The 21,621-nt window shown below is 51.0% G+C and carries 20 protein-coding genes and 2 tRNA genes; 6 read left to right on the plus strand and 16 right to left on the minus strand.

What is annotated here, in order from left to right:
* Nucleotides 1-76 precede the first annotated feature (76 nt).
* Nucleotides 77-1,423: a Gfo/Idh/MocA family oxidoreductase gene (locus M2133_RS14930; RefSeq protein WP_277467000.1), complete on the minus strand. Its 1,347-nt coding sequence runs from the start codon at nucleotides 1,421-1,423 to the stop codon at nucleotides 77-79.
* Between the two features lie 16 nt (nucleotides 1,424-1,439).
* Nucleotides 1,440-2,816, minus strand: a complete 1,377-nt coding sequence (locus M2133_RS14935) for a DUF1080 domain-containing protein (protein ID WP_277467001.1) — start codon at nucleotides 2,814-2,816, stop codon at nucleotides 1,440-1,442.
* 162 nt (nucleotides 2,817-2,978) lie between these two features.
* On the opposite strand from M2133_RS14935, the gene M2133_RS14940 reads away from it, so the two are divergent.
* Nucleotides 2,979-3,617 (plus strand): HAD family phosphatase, encoded by a 639-nt coding sequence (locus tag M2133_RS14940; protein ID WP_277467002.1) that lies wholly within the window; start codon nucleotides 2,979-2,981, stop codon nucleotides 3,615-3,617.
* 95 nt (nucleotides 3,618-3,712) lie between these two features.
* On the opposite strand, the gene M2133_RS14945 is transcribed toward M2133_RS14940, so the two are convergent.
* Nucleotides 3,713-5,296, minus strand: a complete 1,584-nt coding sequence (locus M2133_RS14945) for an AbgT family transporter (protein WP_277467003.1) — start codon at nucleotides 5,294-5,296, stop codon at nucleotides 3,713-3,715.
* Nucleotides 5,297-5,566: 270 nt separating this feature from the next.
* Here M2133_RS14945 and M2133_RS14950 point away from each other — a divergent pair, with 270 nt between their 5' ends.
* Nucleotides 5,567-6,862 (plus strand): MATE family efflux transporter, encoded by a 1,296-nt coding sequence (locus M2133_RS14950; RefSeq protein WP_277467004.1) that lies wholly within the window; start codon nucleotides 5,567-5,569, stop codon nucleotides 6,860-6,862.
* Here the strand turns inward: M2133_RS14950 and M2133_RS14955 are convergent.
* Together M2133_RS14955 and recF are read right to left on the minus strand one after the other, a co-directional pair.
* Entirely contained in the window at nucleotides 6,852-7,145 is a 294-nt protein-coding gene (locus tag M2133_RS14955) for a DciA family protein (RefSeq protein WP_277467005.1), read from the minus strand. The genes M2133_RS14950 and M2133_RS14955 overlap by 11 nt on opposite strands.
* A complete protein-coding gene (gene recF, locus M2133_RS14960) occupies nucleotides 7,142-8,245 on the minus strand; it encodes a DNA replication and repair protein RecF (RefSeq protein WP_277467006.1) in 1,104 nt (367 codons plus the stop codon). Before recF ends, M2133_RS14955 begins: the two co-directional genes overlap by 4 nt.
* Before the next feature lie 143 nt (nucleotides 8,246-8,388).
* Between recF and M2133_RS14965 the strand changes: the two genes are divergently transcribed.
* The 4 genes from M2133_RS14965 to M2133_RS14980 all read left to right on the plus strand — a co-directional run bounded on the left by M2133_RS14965 (nucleotide 8,389) and on the right by M2133_RS14980 (nucleotide 10,044).
* Nucleotides 8,389-9,078 carry a tetratricopeptide repeat protein gene (locus M2133_RS14965; RefSeq protein ID WP_277467007.1) on the plus strand — a complete coding sequence of 230 codons (690 nt, stop codon included), beginning with the start codon at nucleotides 8,389-8,391 and terminating at the stop codon, nucleotides 9,076-9,078.
* An 83-nt stretch (nucleotides 9,079-9,161) separates the two neighbouring features.
* Complete coding sequence (gene ribH / locus M2133_RS14970; RefSeq protein WP_277467008.1) at nucleotides 9,162-9,656, plus strand: 6,7-dimethyl-8-ribityllumazine synthase; 495 nt, start codon at nucleotides 9,162-9,164, stop codon at nucleotides 9,654-9,656.
* 133 nt (nucleotides 9,657-9,789) lie between these two features.
* Nucleotides 9,790-9,872: transfer RNA gene (locus M2133_RS14975), tRNA-Tyr, on the plus strand.
* A 99-nt stretch (nucleotides 9,873-9,971) separates the two neighbouring features.
* A tRNA-Gly gene (locus M2133_RS14980) sits at nucleotides 9,972-10,044 on the plus strand.
* 382 nt (nucleotides 10,045-10,426) lie between these two features.
* Here M2133_RS14980 and M2133_RS14985 read toward each other — a convergent pair.
* The 11 genes from M2133_RS14985 to M2133_RS15035 form a co-directional block, all read right to left on the minus strand.
* Entirely contained in the window at nucleotides 10,427-10,720 is a 294-nt protein-coding gene (locus tag M2133_RS14985; protein WP_277467009.1) for a DUF4491 family protein, read from the minus strand.
* 9 nt (nucleotides 10,721-10,729) lie between these two features.
* The gene (locus M2133_RS14990; RefSeq protein WP_277467010.1) at nucleotides 10,730-11,800 is read right to left on the minus strand and encodes a phosphotransferase; all 1,071 of its coding nucleotides are present in this window, start codon (nucleotides 11,798-11,800) and stop codon (nucleotides 10,730-10,732) included.
* A 115-nt stretch (nucleotides 11,801-11,915) separates the two neighbouring features.
* Nucleotides 11,916-12,272, minus strand: a complete 357-nt coding sequence (gene secG / locus M2133_RS14995) for a preprotein translocase subunit SecG (protein WP_277467011.1) — start codon at nucleotides 12,270-12,272, stop codon at nucleotides 11,916-11,918.
* 8 nt (nucleotides 12,273-12,280) lie between these two features.
* Nucleotides 12,281-13,054 carry a hypothetical protein gene (locus M2133_RS15000; RefSeq protein ID WP_277467012.1) on the minus strand — a complete coding sequence of 258 codons (774 nt, stop codon included), beginning with the start codon at nucleotides 13,052-13,054 and terminating at the stop codon, nucleotides 12,281-12,283.
* A 1-nt stretch (nucleotide 13,055) separates the two neighbouring features.
* Nucleotides 13,056-13,586: an LptE family protein gene (locus tag M2133_RS15005; RefSeq protein ID WP_277467013.1), complete on the minus strand. Its 531-nt coding sequence runs from the start codon at nucleotides 13,584-13,586 to the stop codon at nucleotides 13,056-13,058.
* Entirely contained in the window at nucleotides 13,573-14,763 is a 1,191-nt protein-coding gene (locus M2133_RS15010; RefSeq protein ID WP_277467014.1) for a sigma-54 dependent transcriptional regulator, read from the minus strand. The genes M2133_RS15005 and M2133_RS15010 overlap by 14 nt, the downstream gene beginning before the upstream one ends.
* A 112-nt stretch (nucleotides 14,764-14,875) precedes the next feature.
* Nucleotides 14,876-15,709, minus strand: coding sequence for a lysophospholipid acyltransferase family protein (locus tag M2133_RS15015; RefSeq protein WP_277467015.1), 834 nt, complete (start codon nucleotides 15,707-15,709; stop codon nucleotides 14,876-14,878).
* A complete protein-coding gene (locus tag M2133_RS15020) occupies nucleotides 15,706-16,602 on the minus strand; it encodes a CDP-alcohol phosphatidyltransferase family protein (protein ID WP_277467016.1) in 897 nt (298 codons plus the stop codon). Before M2133_RS15020 ends, M2133_RS15015 begins: the two co-directional genes overlap by 4 nt.
* Before the next feature lie 6 nt (nucleotides 16,603-16,608).
* On the minus strand, nucleotides 16,609-17,337 hold the full coding sequence (locus M2133_RS15025; protein WP_277467017.1) for an SDR family oxidoreductase: 729 nt from the start codon (nucleotides 17,335-17,337) through the stop codon (nucleotides 16,609-16,611).
* Nucleotides 17,338-17,346: 9 nt separating this feature from the next.
* Nucleotides 17,347-17,814: an adenylyltransferase/cytidyltransferase family protein gene (locus M2133_RS15030; protein WP_277467018.1), complete on the minus strand. Its 468-nt coding sequence runs from the start codon at nucleotides 17,812-17,814 to the stop codon at nucleotides 17,347-17,349.
* A 721-nt stretch (nucleotides 17,815-18,535) separates the two neighbouring features.
* A complete protein-coding gene (locus M2133_RS15035) occupies nucleotides 18,536-21,307 on the minus strand; it encodes a right-handed parallel beta-helix repeat-containing protein (protein WP_277467019.1) in 2,772 nt (923 codons plus the stop codon).
* Between the last annotated feature and the right edge of the window lie 314 nt (nucleotides 21,308-21,621).

Below are 21,621 nucleotides of genomic sequence, written 5' to 3' on the forward strand. Positions count from 1 at the left end.
GATCTTAGGTCTTTTAGGTCTTTTAGGTCTTTTAAGCCTTCCCGCTGACCTAAAAGACCTAAAAGACTTAAAATCCTCAAAACTGAAACACCTTCCCCCCAGCCAACACTTCCTGGCGGGCCTCGTCGAAGGTCGCCTTTTCGCCGGTGCGCAAGGCGGCGGTACACATGATATTGGCGATCGAATGGTTATAGCCGGCTTCGACCGGGGCGTTCGGTTGTTTGCGGCTGCGTACACATTCCATCCAGTTGCGCATATGCAGATTGGTCATCGGGTCGGAGCCGGTATTCGAGTCGGTTGCGACCTGGATGGACGGTAGGTCGAACGGTTCGATCAGGTTGGCTTCCATTCCCATCGCTTGGGCAAAGCGCTGCGTCAAGCCGCCTTCCGGCGTGACCTTATTCGTATCCAGATTCAATGTGCCGCCGTTCGAGAAATAAAGTTCCTTCACGTCGCCGGCGCTATTGTGCATGCGGGAGGAATAGACCACTTGAAAAGCATTCGAGCCGTCGTCATTGCCATAATCGAAGACTGCCGTCATCGTATCGTAATTGCTTCGCCCGTCTTTCCATTGATAGATGCCTCCGTTTGCTCCGACACTGCGGGGATGGGCATGGCCGGTAAACCAATGGACCGTATCGATCTGATGCGCCATCCACTGTCCGGGTATGCCGGAAGAATAGGGCCAGAACAAGCGGTACTCCAAGTATTTGCGGGGATCCCACGCCTCGAAAGGGCGATTCATCAGGTAGCGTTTCCAGTCCGTATCCTTCTCGAAACACTCTGCCACCAGGGCCGGACGGCGCCAGCGTCCCGGCTGGTTGACGTTCCAGGTCATTTCGACCATCGTCACCTGCCCGAACTTTCCGGAACGGATGAAATCGTTTGCCGCATGATAGTTGGGTGCCGAACGGCGTTGCGAACCGACCTGCACGATCTTGCCCGTTTCCTGCACAGCTTTACGCGCCACGCGGGCATCGGCCATGGTTTCGGCAAAAGGTTTCTCCACGTACACGTCGCAACCCGCCCGGACAGCCTCCGCACAATGAAGCGCATGCTGAAAGTCGGCCGTGGCGATAATCACCGCGTCACAGATCTTGGCGTCATACAGTTCTTCATTGTTGCGGAATGTCTGGATTGTTTTCCCATATTTCTCCTTGAAGAATTGAGCTGCCTCTTCCCGGCGGCGGCTCCAAAGGTCGGATACCGCCACGATCTCGAAGCCCAGCTCATCAGCATACGCCTGAAAAGAAGGGATCAATGAATGCCGGCTACGGTCGGAGAAACCGACAATCCCAACCCGTACCTTCTCATTCGCCCCGACGATGCGGGCATAACTTTCGCGGCTGAAGGTCAGCCCGCCAAGGGTCAGCCCAGCCGTTCCGATCAGGCTCTGCTTCAAAAAGTTTCTTCGTGTTGTCATGGGAATATTTCTTTATTTATTTCAGTTCTTTGATTTTTATACTGCGGAAAGCCACTTCGTCGCCATGATCCTGCAGGAGGATATGCCCGGATTCCGCTTCGCCGAAACGACCGAATTCATTATAAGCCGGAGCGGCATATTTGCTGCCTTTCACCGCTTCACGGAATTCATCCGAACCGCGCACAAACTCTAACGTCTTGAAGCCATTCAACCAATATTCCACCCGTTTGTCGGGGAATGCCTTCAATACCGCCTGGTTCCAGATTCCCACGCCGCTGAAACGTTTGTTCTTGCCCGGCATCATATCGTACAGGCTGGCCAGCGTACGGCTTCCCGGAACCGAAGTATAAAGCTTGGCATCCGGATGCAGTTTGTCGTCCAGGAGCTGATATTCCAAGCCAAAGGCCGAACCGCTTGATTTTTCTTTTTCCGTTACATAGTATTTGATACCGCTATTGGCTCCCGGGGTAATCTTGAACTCGATTGAAAGTTCAAAAGCGCTAAATTCATCCACCGTCACGATATCGCCACCATTGGTCGATTCGCCGCCACCGGATTTCAATACGATCAGTTCGCCATTCTCGATTTTCCAACCGTGACCGGGGAAAGCGTCTTTATGCGCGCCGCGCCATCCGTTGGTTGTTTTTCCGTCGAAAAGCAATTTCCAGCCTTCCGCCTTTTCCTGGTCACTCAAGGTATTCGGCACGCGGTTCACTTCCGCCACCAATTGTCCCGTCAGACGGCTGGCTTCCAGGTCTTCCGTTTTGATGCGGATATTGCGCCATTTGATTTCTTTGCCTTCCTGTTCTTTATTATTGCCAATGCCATGCACCTGGAAAGCAATCAGGCCTTCCGGATACTGGCTATCTGTCAGATTAGCGGTATTCACACCGTTCAGCCAGATACGGATATTATGGCCGATCGCTTCGATCCGGAACTGATTCCAGTCGCTGCGTTTGTAAGCGGCCTGCCCGGCAGGATTATCCGTTAGCGTAACCAACCATCCGCGGTTTGCTTCATCGTAAATGCCTCCGCTCCAGGCTCTGTCCGACGGGTCCATCTCGCATTGGTAGCCGTGCACACGCCCATTCTGATACTCCGGATAACTCTGGCTGCGGAACTGAACACCCGAATTCAAACTCGGATCGCACCAGGCTTCAAACTCCAGGATAAAATCGCCATAGTTACGATCAGTCGCCAGGAAACTGTTCGGCTGGCCGGACACCGAAGTCCCCACGATACAACCATCCTCCACCCGGTAAGGGGCTTCCCCGTTTAACTGAACAAAACCGGTGAGGTCTTTCCCGTTGAATAGTTTTTGCCAACCGTCATTCGGCTGGCAACTGCAGAACAGTAACACTGCAATCACTGATAAATTAAAAAGCTTTTTCATGTTTCATTATATTATATATGTAAAAGATTCTGAGATTGTGTTCGCACACAAAGATATAGTATTTGGAATTACAAAGGCTATGAGAAGACATAAAAATGCTAAAAAACAGGAATAAACAGAGAATAAGGGCTAACTTCGCGCCCGAATTCAAAGCAAACAACAATGGCAAACTTTAAAACCGCATTATTTGATTTTGATGGTGTGATCGTAGATACGGAGCCGATCTACGATATTTTCTGGAATGCAGCAGGCGAACGTTACGGACTGGGTATCCCCGACTTCGCCGACCGGATCAAAGGCACGACCATGCCGAATATCATGGAGACTTATTTTTCCGCTCACACGAAAGAATTCCAACAAAAAGTCTGGGACGAAGCCGATGCCTATGAAAGCACCATGCCGCTCCCGTTGATGCCCGGCTCGTTGGAATTCCTGAAACTGCTCCGGTCCGAAGGAGTAAAAATGGGCTTAGTCACCAGCTCGGATCAACGGAAGATCGACCGTGCCTTCGAGATGTACGACATGAAAGACCTGTTCGACACGATCGTCACCGCCGACCGGATCACCCAGGGAAAGCCCAACCCGATGTGCTACCGACTGGCTGCCTCGGATTTGGATGTCGCTCCCGCCGAATGCCTGGTCTTCGAAGACTCTTTCGCCGGGATACAAGCCGGCAACTCGGCCGGCATGCGCGTGATCGGCCTCTCCACCACCAATCCCGCCGAAACATTGAAAGACAAAGTACACGACGTTATCCCCAATTTCGAAGGCATGACTTTTGCGGATTACCTGCAGTGGTAATTTGGCATTTACAACCCTACGAAAAACAAGGTAAAAAAAGCCCGTTTACTGCAGCTTCGGCACAGTTGGATATTGTTCGGGGGAAAGACAGACGGTCAGAAGCCGTTCATCGAGAGCAACACCGTAGGAATCAACAATATAGCACCCAGGAGGGTCAGGACGAGAATAAATTTCCAGGCCCAACGAAACCATTTGTCGTAAGGGATGCGGCTCACGCCCAAAACAGCGATCAATACGCCGGAAGTCGGGGTGATCATATTGGTAAAGCCGTCGCCAAACTGGAAAGCCATGACCGTAGCCTGCTTCGAGAGCCCGATCAGTTCGGAGAAAGGAGCCATGATCGGCATCGTCAACGCTGCCTTGGCGCTACCCGAAGGGATCACCAGGTTGATCAATGTCTGAATTCCATACATCACTTCGACCGTAGCCACATCACCCAGCCCTTCCATGCCACCGGCCAAACGGTGTAATATCGTATCGATCACCATGCCGTTGCGCAGGATCACAATGATGCCACCCGCCAGGCCGACTACCATCGCCGCGCTCAGGATATCTTTGCAACCGTCGAGAAAAAGTTTGACCAGTTCATTCGGCGAACGACCTGCCGCCAGGCCCGCTGCCAGGCCCAAAGCGAAGAAGAGCGTAGCGATCTCCATGATATACCAGCCATATCCCATCACACCCACGATCAGGAAAAAGATAGTGAAGAACAATAGATTCAGGATATAATAATGAACGGTCCGGCGCAGACAGCAAACAGAAACGCCCACAAAAAGTACCGAAAGGACAGGCACCAGCGGCAGATCGCTGAAGACCGTATTGCCGATCCGGATATCCGTCGAAGGATAAAAAACGGAGAAGAATAACAAAATCACAGCCACCAGGAGCAGACTCACCCAGGCCACCCGCGGCGTATGCCCCGCCTCTTCCGGCGAAGCCGCCCCATGCAGATCGCGCCAGTACTGATCTTCTTCATATACCGGCGACAAACGGGGATTTTTCTTTACCTTATTCGCATACGTCAGGATCCAGGCAAAGCCGACCGCATTGATCACCAGCCAGCAAACGATCCGATACTCGATGCCGGAAAACAAAGGCAGTCCCGCCAACCCCTGGGCAATCCCGATCGTGAACGGGTTGAGGATCGCGCCGGCAAAACCCAGGCCGGCCGCAACAAAAACCATACACACCCCGGTGATCGAGTCGTAGCCCATCGAGATGGCCAGGGGGACCAACACCAAGCAGAAGGCAATGGTCTCTTCGCTCATCCCGAAAACCGCACCGAAAAGGCTAAACAACAGCATAATGCAGACCAGCAACACATTCTCGATGCCCAGTCGGCGTATCAGGCGATTGCTCTCCAACCGCCGCGCCCGCCTCAGGAAACCGGCAATACCGATATCAAAAGCCTTGCTGTCGTTGATAATCCAAAAGGCTCCGCCGATGATCAGGATAAAAACAATGATATCCGCCCGCTCGACGAATCCGTCAAAAAGCGCGGCAAAGACCTGCCAGCTCTGCGGCACACTCTCGACCGTTTCATAGACCATCACCTTGTTTCCGGCCGGATCGACAGTCTCCTGGTAACGCCCGCCCGGGATGAACCAGGTCAGCAACGCACAAAACAAAATGATATAGAATACGATTACATACGTATGGGGGATTTGACGCTTTTTCATTTTCACTTCTATTTGGGCGCAAATATAGAGTTTGCAACCCCTTTCCGGGATTAAAATTTGTTAAAACAACAAGCTTTAACTACCATCCTTTTGTATAATTCGAACATTATCGATATGTTTGCATCGAGGTAGAAGCAGTATTAATGCTGCCATACCGATTAATAAGAAATTATTGTTTTTCATTGGTTAAAGTTAAGGGTTAGTGTAGAAGGTCGTCGGATGTGAATCTCGCGACCTTTGTTTTTGTTACGACGTCAGAAAGAGGAAAACATGAATAAAAAGATACTTCAGTTAGCACTTCCAGCCATTATCTCCAATATCACCGTGCCCCTGTTGGGCCTGATCGACGTGGCGATAGCCGGACACCTGGGCTCGGCTTCCTTTATCGGGGCCATTGCAATTGGCGGGATGCTGTTCAATATCATATACTGGCTGTTTGGTTTCCTGCGGATGGGGACCAGCGGATTCACCTCGCAGGCTTACGGGAGGCATGATCTGCAGGAGGTGATGCGTCTCTTATTGCGTGCGGTCGGCGTCGGGCTGCTGATTGCCGCCACCCTGATCGTGTTGCAATATCCGATCCGGAAGATCGCTTTCTTCCTGCTCCAAACGAGCGATGAAATCGCCTATTGGGCCGACCTTTATTTCCGGATCTGTATCTGGGGAGCGCCGGCGGTATTGGGGTTATATGGCTTCTCGGGCTGGTTTATCGGCATGCAGAACGCCCGTTTCCCCATGCTTATTGCCATCACCCAGAACCTTGTGAATATCCTTGCCAGCCTGATCTTTGTGTTTGGGTTGGGCATGAAAGTCGAAGGCATAGCCTGGGGAACGCTGATCGCGCAGTACAGTGGCTTCTTTATGGCTGTCGGCCTGTGGTTTCATGCTTACGGTCGCCTGAAGGTGTATGCCCGGTGGAAAGAAGTATGGGACAGGAAAGAAATGAAACGTTTCTTCAGCCTGAACAGTGATATCTTCCTGCGCACGTTGTGCCTGGTTGCCGTCACAACGTTTTTCACCTCCTTCGGTGCCCGGCAGGGCGATGTGATACTGGCCGTAAACACGCTATTGATGCAGCTTTTCACCTTATTCTCCTATTTCATGGATGGCTTTGCGTATGCCGGCGAGGCGTTGACGGGGCTTTATATCGGCGGGCGCAACCCGAAAGCCTTACAGCGCATGATTCGTTACCTTTTCATCTGGGGCATCAGCCTGGCTTTGTTCTTTACCTTATTATATAGTATAGGGGGACAGCAATTCCTAGGGCTACTGACCAACGACACGTCGGTGATCGAGGCCTCTGCGGCTTATTACTATTGGGTATTGGCCATTCCTTTGGCCGGATTTGCGGCGTTCCTCTGGGATGGGATCCTGATCGGGGCGACTGCCTCCCGCTTGATGTTATATGCCATGCTGATCTCCTCGGCCACGTTCTTTATCCTTTTCTATAGCTTCTACGACCGGATGGGAAACCATGCCTTATGGCTGGCCTTCCTGACTTATCTGATCTTAAGAGGGGTTATTCAAACCGTTCTTTGGAGAAGAGAGGCGGCAATCACCGAATAATAATATCATCAATCACCTCGGCGCCGGCCTGTTCGTTCAGACTTTTGACCAGGCGCTCACGGGAGAGGCTCAACTCACTGCGGAGAACCGACGAAGAGAGGGAAACATAGAGGATCCGGTTCTTCACATAGATATTCCGGGTATAACGCATCACCATATCGCCCAGCACTTCCGTCCAGGCGCGTTCCACACGGCTTTCATAGATCTTTTCGCGCAACGCCCGGTTTTCTTCCAGGAAATCACGGATGACTTCGCCCAGTGTTTGTGCATTTTTCCGTTTCATGTGGTCTGGTCTAAGGGGGTAACAACTCCTTGTTCTACTTCGAATAAGGCATAATCGTGATGCATCGCTGCCAGGATCTCATCCAGGTATTTCCGGTTGGTATCCGTGATAAAGATCTGTCCGAAACGATTACCGCTCACCAACTGAATGATCTGCTCCACCCGGTTAGCATCCAGCTTATCGAAGATATCATCCAACAACAGGATCGGCGTGGTCGTGCCTTTCTCGGCCAGGAAAGCGAACTGCGCCAGCTTCAGGGCGATCAGATAGGTCTTGTTCTGTCCCTGCGAACCGATACGGCGGATCAAACTATGGCCCAGAGTCATCTCCAATTCGTCTTTGTGGATGCCATTGCTCGTATAACCCAGGATACGGTCGCGCTCCCGGTTCTCGCGCAACAAAGTGGGCAGGTCGCCTGTCGCAAGCTTGGAGAGATAAGCCAGTTCGACCTGCTCGGCCGGCCCGGAGATCGCCTGGTAATAGGAATTAAACAGGGGAGTAAACTCTTCAATCAACTGCTGGCGCTTGGCGTAGATCGCGGTTCCGTAGAGATCGAGTTGCATCTCCAGGATATCGTACAAGGCATCGTCGTGCGACTGCTCTTTCAACAGGGAGTTGCGCTGAAGCAACGCTTTATTGTAACAGATCAAAGCCTGCAGATACGACTTATCGTGCTGGGAGATGATCAGATCCATAAAGCGGCGACGCTCTTCGCTCCCCCCCTGGATCAATACCGCATCGGCCGGCGAAACCATCACCAACGGCAACAGCCCGATATGCTCCGACAACTTATCGTATTCCTTCTTATTCCGCTTAAACTGCTTGCGCTGACGTCGACGGATGGCGCAGAAGATATCCTCCAGACGCTCATCATACAGATACTCCCCCTGTATGACACAGTATTCCTGTTCATTATGGATAATCTGACTGTCAGTCGTATGCAGATGACTCTTGGAGAAAGAAAGGTAATAGATCACATCCAATAGATTGGTCTTCCCCATCCCGTTATTGCCGAAGAAGCAATTCATCTTGGGAGAAAAGGAGATTTCCGCCTGGAGTATATTCTTGTAATTAAGAATGGAAAGCTTATTTAGTATCATCTATACCGCGATTAGACGTACAAAATTAAAAAATATACTTCGTATGTGTAGATTATTCGGTAAAAAAAACTACTTTTGCGCTTTGAATTGCCCAGCGCATTCCGAAGAAGAAAAAAATAAAAACAAAAACTATAAATAAACGTATGGCTACGAATAAAAAGAAAGGCACACAAGCAGAAGCGGAAGTGGGAGAAATTGTTTCCAGATCGGAACAGTTTATTGAAAAACATTCAAAACACATCCTGTATGTTATCCTGGGTATTGCGGCAGTTATCGCTCTTTTCATGGGCGTACGGCACGGCTATCTTATGCCGCGCGAAAAGAAAGCGACAAGCGCCCTGTTTAAAGGAGAACAGTACTTTGCCCGTGACTCTTTTGCCTTGGCATTGAATGGAAACGGAGCCGATTATGAAGGTTTCGAAGCGATCATCAAAGAATACGGAAATACAAAAGCCGGTAACCTGGCTAAAGCATACGCAGGCATCTGCCATTTCAGACTGGGCGAACTCGATCAGGCCATGAAAAACCTGAAAGCATTCAAAGGAAAGGACCAGATGATCTCTCCGGCCGTTATCGGACTGATTGGCGACTGCTACGTGAATATGGGTCAGGCCAAAGACGCCATCTCTTATTTTGAGAAAGCAGCCAAAGCGGCAAACAACACCGTTGTCAGCCCCTCTTTCCTGAAAAAAGCAGGTATCGCGCACGAAAGCCTGGGACAATTCCAGGAAGCCGAGAAAGCGTACACCACGATCAAGGAAAAGTACAGTACCTCCATGGAAGCCGCGGATATCGATAAGTATATCACCCGCGCGAAGCTATCGGCAAAATAAAAGAACAAAACAACAACTCATTATAAAAAGACACGGAGACACCCAAATGCCTCCGTGTTTTTTAGCCTAAAAACCCATACAATATGGCAACAGCTTATCAGAATCTATCCGCTTACGACTTCAACAGCGTTCCCGACGCATCGGAAATGAATATAGGCATTGTGGTAGCGGAGTGGAACAAGACCATCACAGAGAAGCTACTGGAAGGTGCGTGTAACACGTTAGAACGGCACGGGGTCAGCGAAAAAAATATCGTGATCGGACGGGTACCCGGTAGCGTCGAACTGGTATTCGGTGCCAAACGCCTTGCCGAAAGCAAAGAGCTGGATGCCATCATCGTTTTGGGCTGCGTCGTGAGAGGCGATACACCACATTTTGATTACGTATGCGACAGTGTGACCCAAGGCATCACCGAACTCAATCTGATGTATGATATCCCATTCATTTTCGGTCTCTTAACCACCGACAACATGCAGCAGGCCGAGGATCGAGCCGGTGGCAAATACGGAAACAAAGGCGACGAAGCAGCAATTACTGCAATAAAAATGATCGATTTTTCTTGCAAATTAAGAAATTAATCCTACCTTTGCACTCGAATTAATTGGCAGTTGACAATTGGCAATTGACAATGAATAAAACAACGACAATAACCGACAGCGGTCGGGGTGTTTTTTGAAAGAATGACGAACGATTAATTGTCAATTAGAATAGGGGCAGTTACCAGAGTGGCCAAATGGGGCTGACTGTAACTCAGCTGTCTTTCGACTTCGGTGGTTCGAATCCATCACTGCCCACCTGAGCGAGCTTGCTCGCTCAAATTGACAATGGAAAATTGACAATTGACAATGAAATGTTTTATTTCATATTAATAATTGTCAATTGTCAATTAACATGCGGAAGTAGCTCAGTTGATAGAGCATTAGCCTTCCAAGCTGAGGGTCGCGGGTTTGAGCCCCGTCTTCCGCTCTCATGAAAAGAGATCTGAATTTCAGGTCTCTTTTTTTGTTTATACAACTCCCAACAGTCGAAACTCGGAGCACCCCAGAAAGCTGTGGGCGAAATCCGTATTTTAGTCTGCGTCATCTGCGGCCCTGTTATCATTAAGGATGGAATCCCCACCATAATACGGGGGGGGATTTCTTTTCCGGGGAGATTCCAAAAAGGAGAAAGAGGTCTTCTAATTTTGTTATGAGGTACGTCAAAAACGATTATGAGGTACGTCAAAAACAATTATGAGGTACCTCATAATCGTTTTAGAGGTACCTCATACTATTTTTTCCTGCCAGCCTTACCGGAATCCGAAGGAGACTCCCGGAAATCGCAGGCAGAAGATTGCGGATCTAAGCGCTTACTCTTTCTTCTTCGGATTGCGCGGGAACCAGCCTTTCTTTACACGTTCTTCCTGCTCGAAGATCTCTTTTATGCTCCAGAAAGAAGAGAAAGCGAACACCCCGCATAATGCCGACCAGAAGATATCCGCGATCAACAGGGCGGCTATCAAGCCGGCAATGCCCATGAGAAGAAACAACCACCACGACTTTGTTCCCCAATAATACTCTGCTTTCACCACTACGGGGTGAAACAATCCGATGATCAGGAAGGTGGCGATACCAATCAGCAGGCCTTTGAAATGTATATCCATTGTTTTTATTTATCGGTTCAGAAACTCATCCATCGACAGGGTTAATCTCTCGGCGGATCCGACATGGCAGTTCTCGATCACCAGCGCGTCGGCTTGCGGCTGCCGGAAAGCGATCGTTTTGCCCGCCGGCACGATGAAAAGCTGTCCACCCGCCGTCATCCGGTAGTTGATATCGGACACATTCATGACTTCATACGCGCCCTCATGGATCTTGCGGACCTGCAACGAGGCTTTCACCAGCGGACGAAGGTATTCTGCCAGGCCGGCCAACTCATGATTGAAACAGGCAGCCGTACGACCGGCAAACAACGCCTCTTTTATCGCCTCCGCACTCTTTTCGCGGGCAAAGACCAGGGTCATCGGACGCATACCCGTGCCGTAATCGTCATTGATCAATCCATGGATATCCGAATTCGCCATAAAAGACAGGTTCATATCCCGGGCCCAGTTGAAACAGACCGGATAATACTCCATACTGTTGAACACCTCCAAGCCGTGGATCTTCTTCTCCCGGATCAATTGCTCATGCACCGGATATAAGGTCGACCGATCATCGGGCCATCCCGGATGGTTCCACATCACAAACGCGCCCTGAGCGATTGCCGCATCGATCGCTTTCAAGGGATCCTCTACATCCAATGGCAAAGAATCGTCCAGAAACAAGGCATTCAGGTGCCCCAACGGTTTGCTGCGGGTAATCTCCATGCCTTTGATCACAATAAAGCCGATCGCATCGCCTCTTTTCTTCGCAAGGATATAGGATTGGTTCAGATCGCCCAGTACCACTTCTTTGTTCGGCCGGTATTCGATATGATCGGTGATAGCCACCGCATCCAATCCCTGCCGCCAGGCTTCGCCCACCCGGATATCCGGCCAGACCTGTCCATCGGAGAACACCGTGTGGGTATGAAAATCACATTTCAGCGTTTGCCAGCCGTCAAAGCCGGGAATACGCACTTCGGTACGAACCGCCGAGCGGTTCATTTCCGTCACCTCATACACCTCCTCATTCCGGAGTTGCGCCTGCAGGCTCACCGCTGCCATCAGGCCAAACAAAACACAAAAGCATTTCTTTCTCATACGTTCTCTTTTAATGGATTATTTGGTAAATATAAAAAAGTTCTACTTCCTATCAAAAAAAAAGACACCCCAGGATTGCCCCAGCGTGTCTCTTCGTTTTATCTTTTATACGGACTTATTCGCCTTCCGTCTCTTCTACCGGAGCAACGGGCTGTTGCGCCGTACCGAAGTCGGGAGCCACAATGTTCGGGTCGATCACCACCGCATCGTTTACCTGCTGACGGATTTCCGATTGTTGCGTTTGTTGTCCACGCGGGATAAAAGCAGTGATCAGGATACTCAGTACAATCACCGTACCGGCCAATCCCCAGGTTGCTTTTTCCAAAAAGTCAGTCGTCTTCCGTACCCCCATGATCTGGTTTGAAGAAGAGAATCCTGATGCTAAACCTCCGCCTTTGGAGTTCTGAATCAACACAATCAAGATCAACAGGATTGCGGCAATCAGGATTAAGATAGCAATAAATACGTACATCTTTAGTCTTATTTTTTAGTGTTAATAATCAACTTTTCCAAAAATCTGATTTGGTCTGCAAAGTAAATACTTTTTTCCGGATAATTCAAGCTTAAGTTTTTAATAATTTGCAAAGCCTTGTCATATCTTTTCTGTTTGACATAAATACCGGCCAGTGTTTCCGTGAAATACGAATCGTCCAATGCCTCTTCTTCCCCCTCATCCGGCGCTTTATCCGGCGTAATTTCGGGGGCTTCCGCCGGCAGTTCTTCGAGGCCGAAGCGCACGTTGCCGGCAGGCCTTTCTTTCTCTTCGCGGATAAATTGGTCGATCAGGTCCTGATGCTTCAGGGGAACATCCGCTGCCTGGGCTTGCTCAGTTTCGGCTTCCTCTTTATTCGTCATCGTCCAGTAGATATAATCCGAAGAGACGGAGGAATGGATCAGCAGCGACTCGCCGGATTCTTTTTCTTTTTCGTAAGTCGAAAGGAAGGTATCGATCAGGGAGAAGGTATTGTCTTCCTGCGGTTGAGCGGGCTCTTCCGCCCGGACGGGAACGGTCAAACCATATTTCTCCCCTTCCAACAACAGGAACAATTTTCGGCGATCCGGAACGGATACCGCCATCTTACGCAGTTCGGAGGGGAAACGGATGTCTTCCGTCGCAATCAGGTTCTTCAGGTAAAGGATGCGGGCAGCCTGAAACCAGGGATATTCATCGACTATCTCCTTCAAAACCGGAAGTGTTGTTTCCGTAAGTTCCGAAGAGTCCTTCATCAGTCGATAAAAATCATCCGTTTTCATTTTACCAGTTGGCTACTGTCGCATTAAATATCTGGTCGGCTATTTCTTCCGAGATTTCTTGTATCAATTCGTCCTGTACATCGGTCAGCATCCGGCTGGCGTCGAATTCGCGGTAAGCGGAGAACGACTGCTCGAAGTCTTTATCGTCTTCTTTCCGGTTTGTATAGCGCACCCGCACAGTGATATTCAAGCGGGTCTGCGAAGCCCAGGCATCTTCTTTGACCGCCGTGGGTGTCAGGTCGTATCCCGTGATCTCGCCTTCCAGTTCCAGGTCGCCGTTCTGGTTCACCTGCTGCAGGCGGGTCTTCCGGTTGTACAGGTCTTTCATATTCTCCGTAAACACCTGCGCCAACGGAGGATAGACCATCGCTGCCTGATTGGGGAAGTTATTGATCGTGATCGTCGAGATCTTCGTATAGTCGATCGAGGCGGCATTGAACTTATACGAGATCGTACAAGCCGTTGCCAGACACAGTATGACCAGCGAAAGGACGCCGGCCAACCGTTTCTTCGGTATATTATTCCAATTCATATTCTTTTATTTTCCGGTATAAGGTGCGCTCGGAGATCTTCAGGTCGGCGGCGGCATTCTTCCTCCGTCCGTTATGTCTTTCCAGGGCTTTGCGAATCATTTCTTTCTCCACATCTTCCAATGAAAGGGTTTCTTCCACCACATCCTCCGCTTCCTGGATATGCGGCTCCATCGGCATCGGACGGGCATTGATCGGATGCGAATAGCCCGGATCTTCTTCCGGCACCAACGGATGGCTTCCGGTCATGATATCGTGTACCAGCTTCTTGAGTTCAGTCACATCCTTCTTCATATCGAAAAGCACCTGATAAAGGATCTCCCGTTCGCTGTTAAAGATCTTCTGATCGGGGTCTTGCCTGACCAATACGGGCAACTTCTCCATATTCAGGTCGGGCAGGTACTGCCGCAATACCGGTCCCGTCAGGTCCCGGTCTTCTTCGATCACCGAGATGCGTTCGGTCAGGTTCTTCAGTTCGCGCACATTGCCCGGCCAACGATAAGCGACCAATAGGTTTTTCGCCTCATCGTCCAGGCGGATCGCCGGCATCCGGTACTTCTCCGCGCAGTCGCCGGCGAATTTCCGAAACAACAACAGGATATCTTCCGCCCCCCGCTCGCGCAAAGGAGGAATCTGGATAGGCACGGTATTCAGGCGGTAATACAAGTCTTCGCGAAACTTCCCTTCGCCCACGGCCTGCACCAGGTTGACATTCGTTGCCGCCACAATACGCACATTGGTCTTCAACACTTTCGAAGAGCCTACCTTGATAAACTCCCCGCTCTCCAACACACGCAACAAGCGCGCCTGCGTCGGGATGGGCAATTCGCCTACCTCATCGAGGAAGATCGTACCGCCGTCGGCCACTTCGAAATACCCTTTCCGGTCGGCCAAGGCGCCGGTAAACGAGCCTTTCTCGTGCCCGAACAGTTCCGAATCGATCGTGCCTTCGGGGATCGCGCCGCAGTTCACGGCGATATATTGTCCATGCTTGCGCGCACTGTTCTGGTGGATGATCTGCGGGAAAGTCTCCTTCCCTACTCCACTCTCTCCGGTGATCAAAACCGACAGATCGGTAGGCGCCACCTGCAGAGCCACATCGATCGCCCGGTCTAAATTCGGATTATGACCGATAATGCCAAAACGCTGTTTGATTTGTTGTACGTCTGTTTTTACCATGAAACGCGTTACTTTCTTTGCAACTGCAATTATTTCCGTTTTACCTGACAAAATTACAAATCTTCTCCGAAAAAACAAAGGTAATCAGAGAGGACTCGTGAGAGGAGAGTGATTACTTTTTTAATGCGTAAGTCCGCCGGTTAAGGAATTCCGCCAGCGCTTCATCCGTCAGCGCTTCAATCTCTTCGGGCATAACGGGCTGACCGATATACACATCGACCGTACGGCCACGTTTGTTGAAGGCTTCCCAGGGCATACGCAGCGAGCGGATCCGCCAATCGATCGTGCCCAGGAAATAGAAAAAGCGGGTATTGTAAAAGTCGAAAAGAACCGGATAGATCGGCACCCTTGCTTTGCGGGCCAGGCGCACTACGCTATGCGTCCAGGGCAGATCGGTCACGATGCGGCGTTCTTTATTATACATCGAGACGGCCCCTGCCGGGAAGAATCCCATCGGATGCCCCTCTTTCAGGCGTTGCAGGGAAAGGCGCACCCCGTTGATATTCGTCGAAGGCAAGGCGTCGGGATCGGTCTTGGTCGCTTCGGGCACCACGGAGATAAAATTATCCGCCATCGCCCCGATATTCGTCAGGAAGCCATTCACCATCACTTTGAAGTCCGGACGCCGGCGAGCAAAGATATCAATCAGGATAATGCCGTCGAGCGATCCGATCGGATGGTTCGACACCGTGACGAACGCCCCTTCGGGCAGCGTATCAAGAATCTCTTCATTATGAATCCGGTAGTTGAGGTCGATCAATGGATCGCTCAGTAAGCCCGAGGTAAAGTCAGCCCCGCGCAGATGGCAACTGTTCTCATGCACCCGGTTCACCCGGTCGATCCGGAACCATCGGATAGCCAGTTTTCCCAGGAACGTCCCGAAGCGGGTGCGGAAGAAAGGTGACATTCCTTGAAGGTCGTTTATGTCAATAACCGTTTTTTTCATCGTTCATTCAGCAGCGTAGCACACATCTTCTCGTGTTTACGTACCGAGATCGCCAGTACGACATTCAACACGACTATTTCATATACAAAATAGGCCCACACCTGCCCGGTCAATACAATGATAAACATAACGATCGTACGGCCGTTGAAGGTCATCAGGTCTATATATTTCTTCATGAGTTGGCAGCTCTGCCGGCGGAATTTCAGCCGGATCTCTTCGGGCATCTCGTCGCCGTAGCGCTCCTGCAGGGTCTGCAACAACTGCTGCAAGCGGGGAGTGGTATGCATCTGCAACTCGGTGTACCAACGGTATGCCCGGATAAAGAACCGGTTGATGCCCGGTTTCATCTCTTTGTATTGCGCCCGGATCTGGTCGGCGGTCTGCAGCTCTTTGCCTTTCTCTTTGCTGATAAAGTAAAGATGCACCGTCTTGTAGTAATCGGTGATATTCGCCTGAAACAGATGGGAAAAGCCCGATAGAAAAGCCGGAACAAACAGCCAATAGGTCCCGTATTGCTCCGAAAGGATCAGGGCGAAGCTGACATAGACGCAGGTAAACCAGATATCACCCGCCACCCCGTCGAGGATGCGGCCGATCTCCGATTTGATGCCCGTCAGGCGTGCCAACTGTCCGTCGACACAATCCAGGATATTGGCCAGGATCAGGCTCAGAATACCACAAATCGTCAATATAAGGGTTTGCCGGTAGAAAAGAAAACCCGCTGCCGCGCCGACAAAGATAGAGAAGATCGTCACCATATTCGGTGTGATCCCTGTATTCCGCAAGGCACGGGCAATACGAAAACCAATGGGCCGGTAGAAGATCCGGTCGATCAGGTTTTCTGTTTCTATAGATTTTAAAGAGGCTTCGTATTCTTTGTTTAATTCACTCATCGGTATTTATTTATAGGAGTATCCTCCGTCAACCACCACTACCTCGCCGTTGATATAGTCGTTTTCGATCAACATCCGGTACACCCGGGCCAACTCTTCCGGTTCGCAGAAGCGTCCCAGCGCAATCTTATTCTCGATATTCCGGCGGATCTCGGCCGGTTTATTCTTCTGCCATTCGGTATCGACAAAACCCGGGGCGACTCCGTTCACACGGATCCGGTAGGGCACCAGGCTTTTCACCAGGTTACGTACCAACGCATGCACCGCGCTCTTGCTCACCCCGTACGAAACGGAAACGGCATGCGGCTGAATGCCCATCAACGAACCGGTGAACACCACACTTCCCCCCTCCCTGATCTGTCCAACGATCCGCTGAAGCAGGAATACCGGGAAATGCACATTGGCAAAAAAGACCTTTTCCCAGTCGGCCAGCGTCATCTCTTCGAAGGAATCCCGGCAGGTGATGCCCGCATTGAAAACAACGGAATCCAATGTGATCGATTCTTTTTCCAGATAGGCGTATATCTTTTCGATGGAAGCCCGGTCGGTACTATCCGCCTGCACGACATGCACGTCCACGCCATACTTCTCGGTAAGCTCCGCTTTCGCCCGGCAAGCCCTCTCGTGGTCCGACACATACGTCAGCAATAAAGCATAACCCGCTTCGCCCAGGCAGTCGGCAACCGCTTTTCCGATCCCTCTCGTACCTCCGGTGATCAATACATAGTTGTCCATAGGGAAATGTTATTTTTCAGGGAATCCTTTGACCATCTCAGGTTTGGCCTGTCGCTGACTGTCGAGCGTTGCCTGATAAGAGTCATGGATCGTTTTCTTCAGGTTCGACGAGGAAACACCCGTGCCGTAAGGGAAGTAAAACACCTGTACGTTCACGTCTTTGAGGTAGTCGTATTTCCCGTACCAGTCGTCGCCTACCACAAACGCATCGATATTCAGCTTCTTCACGATCTCCGTATGATCCAGCGTATGCTGGGGGATCACGATATCCGGCGTTTTCAGGGCTTCGATAATCTGCAACCGTTCATTGAACGGAATGATCGGAGGCGCCTTATAGGAAGAAACCAATTCGTCCGTACTCACCCCTACGATCAGGATATCGGCCAATGCACGCGCATAGTTGATCATCCGCAGGTGATTGTAATGGAACATATCGAACGTGCCCGAAGTGTAGACTATCGTTTTATCTTTAAACATCGCTTTCCTTTTATTTTTAAGTTGCAAACATACGCAAATTCTTCTGATCGGGAAAAGAAACCGATGAAAAAGACCATCATCCGATTGGTCGTAACCCCGACAAAACTGTTCTATAACTCATATAGCAGGGGGAGAAGGGAGAAGGGAGAAGGGAGAAGAGAGAAGAGAGAAGATAGGAGATGGAAGGGAGAAGATGGAAGTTAGAAGTTAGAAGAATACGCAGTGGACTATCTCGGCTCCCCGCCTGGTCAGGCGGGGGGGACCGCTGCTTGCAGCGGTGGGGCGGTTGTTCCTAAAATAACTAAAGACAACCTCTCCACCCCCGCAAGCGGCGGTCCCCCTCTCCTGTCCAGGAGAGGAGCCAAGATAGCTCACTGCGCAAAGCGCTGAAGGCGCAGAAGTGCTGAAGGCACGAAAGCCACCAGCCCAGGGTGAATAGGCCGGAGGTCTATGAAACCCTGGGGTTGTGGATGAATAATCAACGGAGCGCTGAAGGCGCGAAAGCCGCATAGCGGCGATCCTGTGTACAGCCCCGTGCGGAAGCGCGGGGTTGAGCGTATATAAAAAGAGGAAGCGCCACGTAGTGGTGCTATGTATCTGTTGTCTATTTACATAGCACCACTACGTGGCGCTTCTGATTGGGTGAGGGCATTCATAACCCCGCGCTTCCGCACGGGGCTGTGTACAGATCGCCGCTACGCGGCTTAGGAACTGCTATCTTCTAATCAACAATCACCTTCCACGTTTCTTCTCCTGCCCGCACAATATAGACCCCGGCAGGTAACGCGAGGGTACGTGAACCACGAAGGGCACGAAGTTGCACGAAGGTTTGGCCGGTGATATTATAAATGGCGACATCTACGGCAGAGCCGGAATTGATAATGGATAATTGAGAATTGATAATGAAAAGGGTGATATCGCTTGTGGCGATATCCATATTGCCCGTGGTATAGCCTTCGATGGTAATCTCCACCGGGCCGATTACGCGGTCGAGGGTGTAGGTCAGGGTGGTGGTACGCAGGGCTTCGGATTGGATCTCGATGCCGTTGTTGTAAACATGGAGCTGCTCGGGATCGAACGTGCCACTGAGGGTGAAGGTGAACGCTTCGCCGTAGGGGACGCGGTGCGCACCGGCGCCGGGGGTGAAGGTGATGCCTTCCGTTTCGGGCAGGGTGACGGTATATTCACGCAAGGCAACGAGGATCGTATGGTTCGCGGTGATCGGGTTGAGGATATAGCCGTAGTAGCTACCGGCAGCGGGCACGGTGAAAGGCGTATCGACACCATCGATCAATAGCATCACGTCGTCAGGCCCTACTGTCCGGTCGTCGGGCAGAAACTGCAGGTGCAGGTGATCGCCATCGGCAATCTGGTACGTGCCGGCGGTGAGGCCGTAACAGTCGATACCCGGGGCGATCTCGAGGGTAAGGGTATGGAAGGTGGCATTTTCGGCCGGCACTACCGTTTCGTAGGCACCGATATTGATCTTATCCTGGATGCGGAGATCGCCTGCGGCGTCGGTCATGGGATATTTTCCTGGGAAATCCTCATTCTCATACACCTCCGTATTTCCCGCATCGATAGCCGGGCTTCCTTCCTGCAGGCGGAAGTCGTAGGCGGCGGGATTGACAAAGCGGGGGTCGGCGTTGGTCAAGACACCATCAAAAGCATCTCCCCCGATCTCACCGATCAGGTTATGGGAACCGTTGGTGAAGTGGGAGGTGGCGTCAACGAAGAGATCCTTACCACTGTTACCCTTATTTCCCCAAAGGATATTATTGTTTAGGGTGACACCTTTGGAATAGACTCCGCCGCCGTTGGTGGCTTCATTATCGTAGATCGTATTGTTGATCAGGGGGGCGCTGTTGTCGGCATAGATTCCGCCGCCATTGGTGGCTGTATTGCCGTAGATCGTATTGTTGGTCAGAGTGGCTAAGTGGGCAGAGACTCCGCCGCCGTCGGTGGCTGTATTGCCGTAGATCGTATTGTGGGTCAGGGTGATGTTGCCGCGGGCATAGACTCCGCCGCCATAGGGGGCGCCGTTACCTCCGGTGATATGAAATCCATCGAGCGTGGCGGTCTCGATGTCCCCCAACCCCATATTAACCACACGGAAGCAGTTGTCGGCATAAGGTTCTTCTTCTTCTTCTTCTTCCGTTTTATCATTTCCTTCGATATCCCCCGAGAGGATCGTTGGGTTTGTTACCCAGTCACGGTCGGCGAATGTCTCTCCTTCCGTTCCGGCAAAGCCGCCGTAGACTTTGACGCCTGCAGGGATGGAGAAGGTGCGGTCGCGCGGGTTGTTGCTCTCGACGGATGAGTATTTCGGTATATACGTGCCTTTGGCCACATAGATCTGGGAAACTGCTCCGGCATTTTCTTTGGCAAAAGCCAATGCCTCGCCCAGGTCGGAGAGGGCATCGCTCCAGGAGGAGCCGTTGCCTTGATAACCTACCCCGTTGATATCGACGGTGCGATTGATATAGAGGATGCCTCCAGTGGGCTTGAATGTCACAGTGGGCCAGGCGCCCGGATTTTCACCATCTTTTCCTGCAGCGATTGCCTCGCTTTGGATGCCCAGGCGGAAGTCGCCGTTGGCGGGGTCGATAAAGTAAGGGTTGCCGGTCAGGTGGTTGTTGCCAGCAGGAGAACCTCCCTCGGGCAAGCTGCCGATCAAGTTATGGGATCCAGTGGTGGAGGAAGCGTAGAGATCCTTACCATTAGCGCCCTTATTTCCCCAGAGGATATTATTGGTCAGGGCGCCGTTGAAGGCATTGACTCCGCCACCGTCGGTGGCTTCATTGCCGTAGATCGTATTGTTGGTCAGAGTGGCTAAGCCGGCATAGACTCCGCCACCGTTGCTGCTGGCTTCATTGCTGTAGATCGTATTGTGGGTCAGGGTGGCGCCGTCGGCATAGACTCCGCCGCCGTAGGCGGCTGTATTGCCGTAGATCGTATTGTTGGTCAGAGTGGCTAAGCCGGCATAGACTCCGCCGCCGTAGGTACCACCGTTACCTCCGGTGATATGAAATCCATCGAGCGTGCTGTTAGTGATCCTGACTACAGTGAGGCAGTTGTCTGCATAAGGGTCTTCTACTCCTTCCGTTTTATCATTTCCATAGATATCGCCCGAGAGGATCGTTTGGTTTGCTACCCAGTCGCGGCTGTCGCGATTGGTTTCCCCTCCGGCAAAGCCGCCGTAGACGTTGACGCCTGCGGGGATGGAAAAGGTGTAGTCGCGCGGGTCGTCGCTTTCGACGAGTGGGTATTTCGGCATATACGTATTCGCGGCCACCCAGATCTCATCGCTTAAGGTGGCAGCTCTCAACGCATCCGCCAATTCTTTATAAGCGGTATTCCAAGTATTGCCATCGCCGCTGGTGGTTACTGATTTATTCACATAGATTGTTCTTGCCCCCGCGTCAAATGCATTCAAACTCAGGGCTGCTCCAAGCAAGAATAGAGTAAGTACCAGATGTAATTTCTTTGTCATAATGGTTTGTTTTTATGGATTTTAAGGACTTAACAGTTGGGAAAGGAAAATGTTCATGAAAATTAGGCGTTAATATTCTCTTCAGAAACTACCGGTAGTTTCCCACATAAAAGTTTTTACCCCCGTCTTCACCTTTCACCCGTTCACCAGATCCCTGTGTTGATCGGCGTTTCGGGTGAAAGGTAGAGGATTACTTAAAAAAACGACAAACCTTCCCGGAAAAGTGTCTTCTACTGAAAAAAGTTTACAGTTTGCAAAACTTAAAAAAGATGCGAACAGTAAAAGGAATGGATGACTCTCTTCGCTTACAAATC

This window comes from Parabacteroides sp. PF5-6 (assembly GCF_029504695.1).
Taxonomy (GTDB): domain Bacteria; phylum Bacteroidota; class Bacteroidia; order Bacteroidales; family Tannerellaceae; genus QVMG01.

What these genes read in the sequence shown, in the direction of transcription:
- M2133_RS15020 (WP_277467016.1), bottom strand. Translation starts at nt 16,602, where the DNA reads ATGAGTGAATTAAACAAAGAATACGAAGCCTCTTTAAAATCTATAGAA.
- secG (WP_277467011.1), bottom strand. Translation starts at nt 12,272, where the DNA reads ATGTACGTATTTATTGCTATCTTAATCCTGATTGCCGCAATCCTGTTG.
- M2133_RS14935 (WP_277467001.1), bottom strand. Translation starts at nt 2,816, where the DNA reads ATGAAAAAGCTTTTTAATTTATCAGTGATTGCAGTGTTACTGTTCTGC.
- M2133_RS14990 (WP_277467010.1), bottom strand. Translation starts at nt 11,800, where the DNA reads ATGAGAAAGAAATGCTTTTGTGTTTTGTTTGGCCTGATGGCAGCGGTG.
- M2133_RS14940 (WP_277467002.1), top strand. Translation starts at nt 2,979, where the DNA reads ATGGCAAACTTTAAAACCGCATTATTTGATTTTGATGGTGTGATCGTA.
- M2133_RS14945 (WP_277467003.1), bottom strand. Translation starts at nt 5,296, where the DNA reads ATGAAAAAGCGTCAAATCCCCCATACGTATGTAATCGTATTCTATATC.
- M2133_RS15000 (WP_277467012.1), bottom strand. Translation starts at nt 13,054, where the DNA reads ATGAAAACGGATGATTTTTATCGACTGATGAAGGACTCTTCGGAACTT.
- M2133_RS15015 (WP_277467015.1), bottom strand. Translation starts at nt 15,709, where the DNA reads ATGAAAAAAACGGTTATTGACATAAACGACCTTCAAGGAATGTCACCT.
- M2133_RS15010 (WP_277467014.1), bottom strand. Translation starts at nt 14,763, where the DNA reads ATGGTAAAAACAGACGTACAACAAATCAAACAGCGTTTTGGCATTATC.
- ribH (WP_277467008.1), top strand. Translation starts at nt 9,162, where the DNA reads ATGGCAACAGCTTATCAGAATCTATCCGCTTACGACTTCAACAGCGTT.
- M2133_RS14950 (WP_277467004.1), top strand. Translation starts at nt 5,567, where the DNA reads ATGAATAAAAAGATACTTCAGTTAGCACTTCCAGCCATTATCTCCAAT.
- M2133_RS14955 (WP_277467005.1), bottom strand. Translation starts at nt 7,145, where the DNA reads ATGAAACGGAAAAATGCACAAACACTGGGCGAAGTCATCCGTGATTTC.
- M2133_RS15025 (WP_277467017.1), bottom strand. Translation starts at nt 17,337, where the DNA reads ATGGACAACTATGTATTGATCACCGGAGGTACGAGAGGGATCGGAAAA.
- recF (WP_277467006.1), bottom strand. Translation starts at nt 8,245, where the DNA reads ATGATACTAAATAAGCTTTCCATTCTTAATTACAAGAATATACTCCAG.
- M2133_RS14965 (WP_277467007.1), top strand. Translation starts at nt 8,389, where the DNA reads ATGGCTACGAATAAAAAGAAAGGCACACAAGCAGAAGCGGAAGTGGGA.
- M2133_RS15005 (WP_277467013.1), bottom strand. Translation starts at nt 13,586, where the DNA reads ATGAATTGGAATAATATACCGAAGAAACGGTTGGCCGGCGTCCTTTCG.
- M2133_RS15030 (WP_277467018.1), bottom strand. Translation starts at nt 17,814, where the DNA reads ATGTTTAAAGATAAAACGATAGTCTACACTTCGGGCACGTTCGATATG.
- M2133_RS14930 (WP_277467000.1), bottom strand. Translation starts at nt 1,423, where the DNA reads ATGACAACACGAAGAAACTTTTTGAAGCAGAGCCTGATCGGAACGGCT.
- M2133_RS15035 (WP_277467019.1), bottom strand. Translation starts at nt 21,307, where the DNA reads ATGACAAAGAAATTACATCTGGTACTTACTCTATTCTTGCTTGGAGCA.
- M2133_RS14985 (WP_277467009.1), bottom strand. Translation starts at nt 10,720, where the DNA reads ATGGATATACATTTCAAAGGCCTGCTGATTGGTATCGCCACCTTCCTG.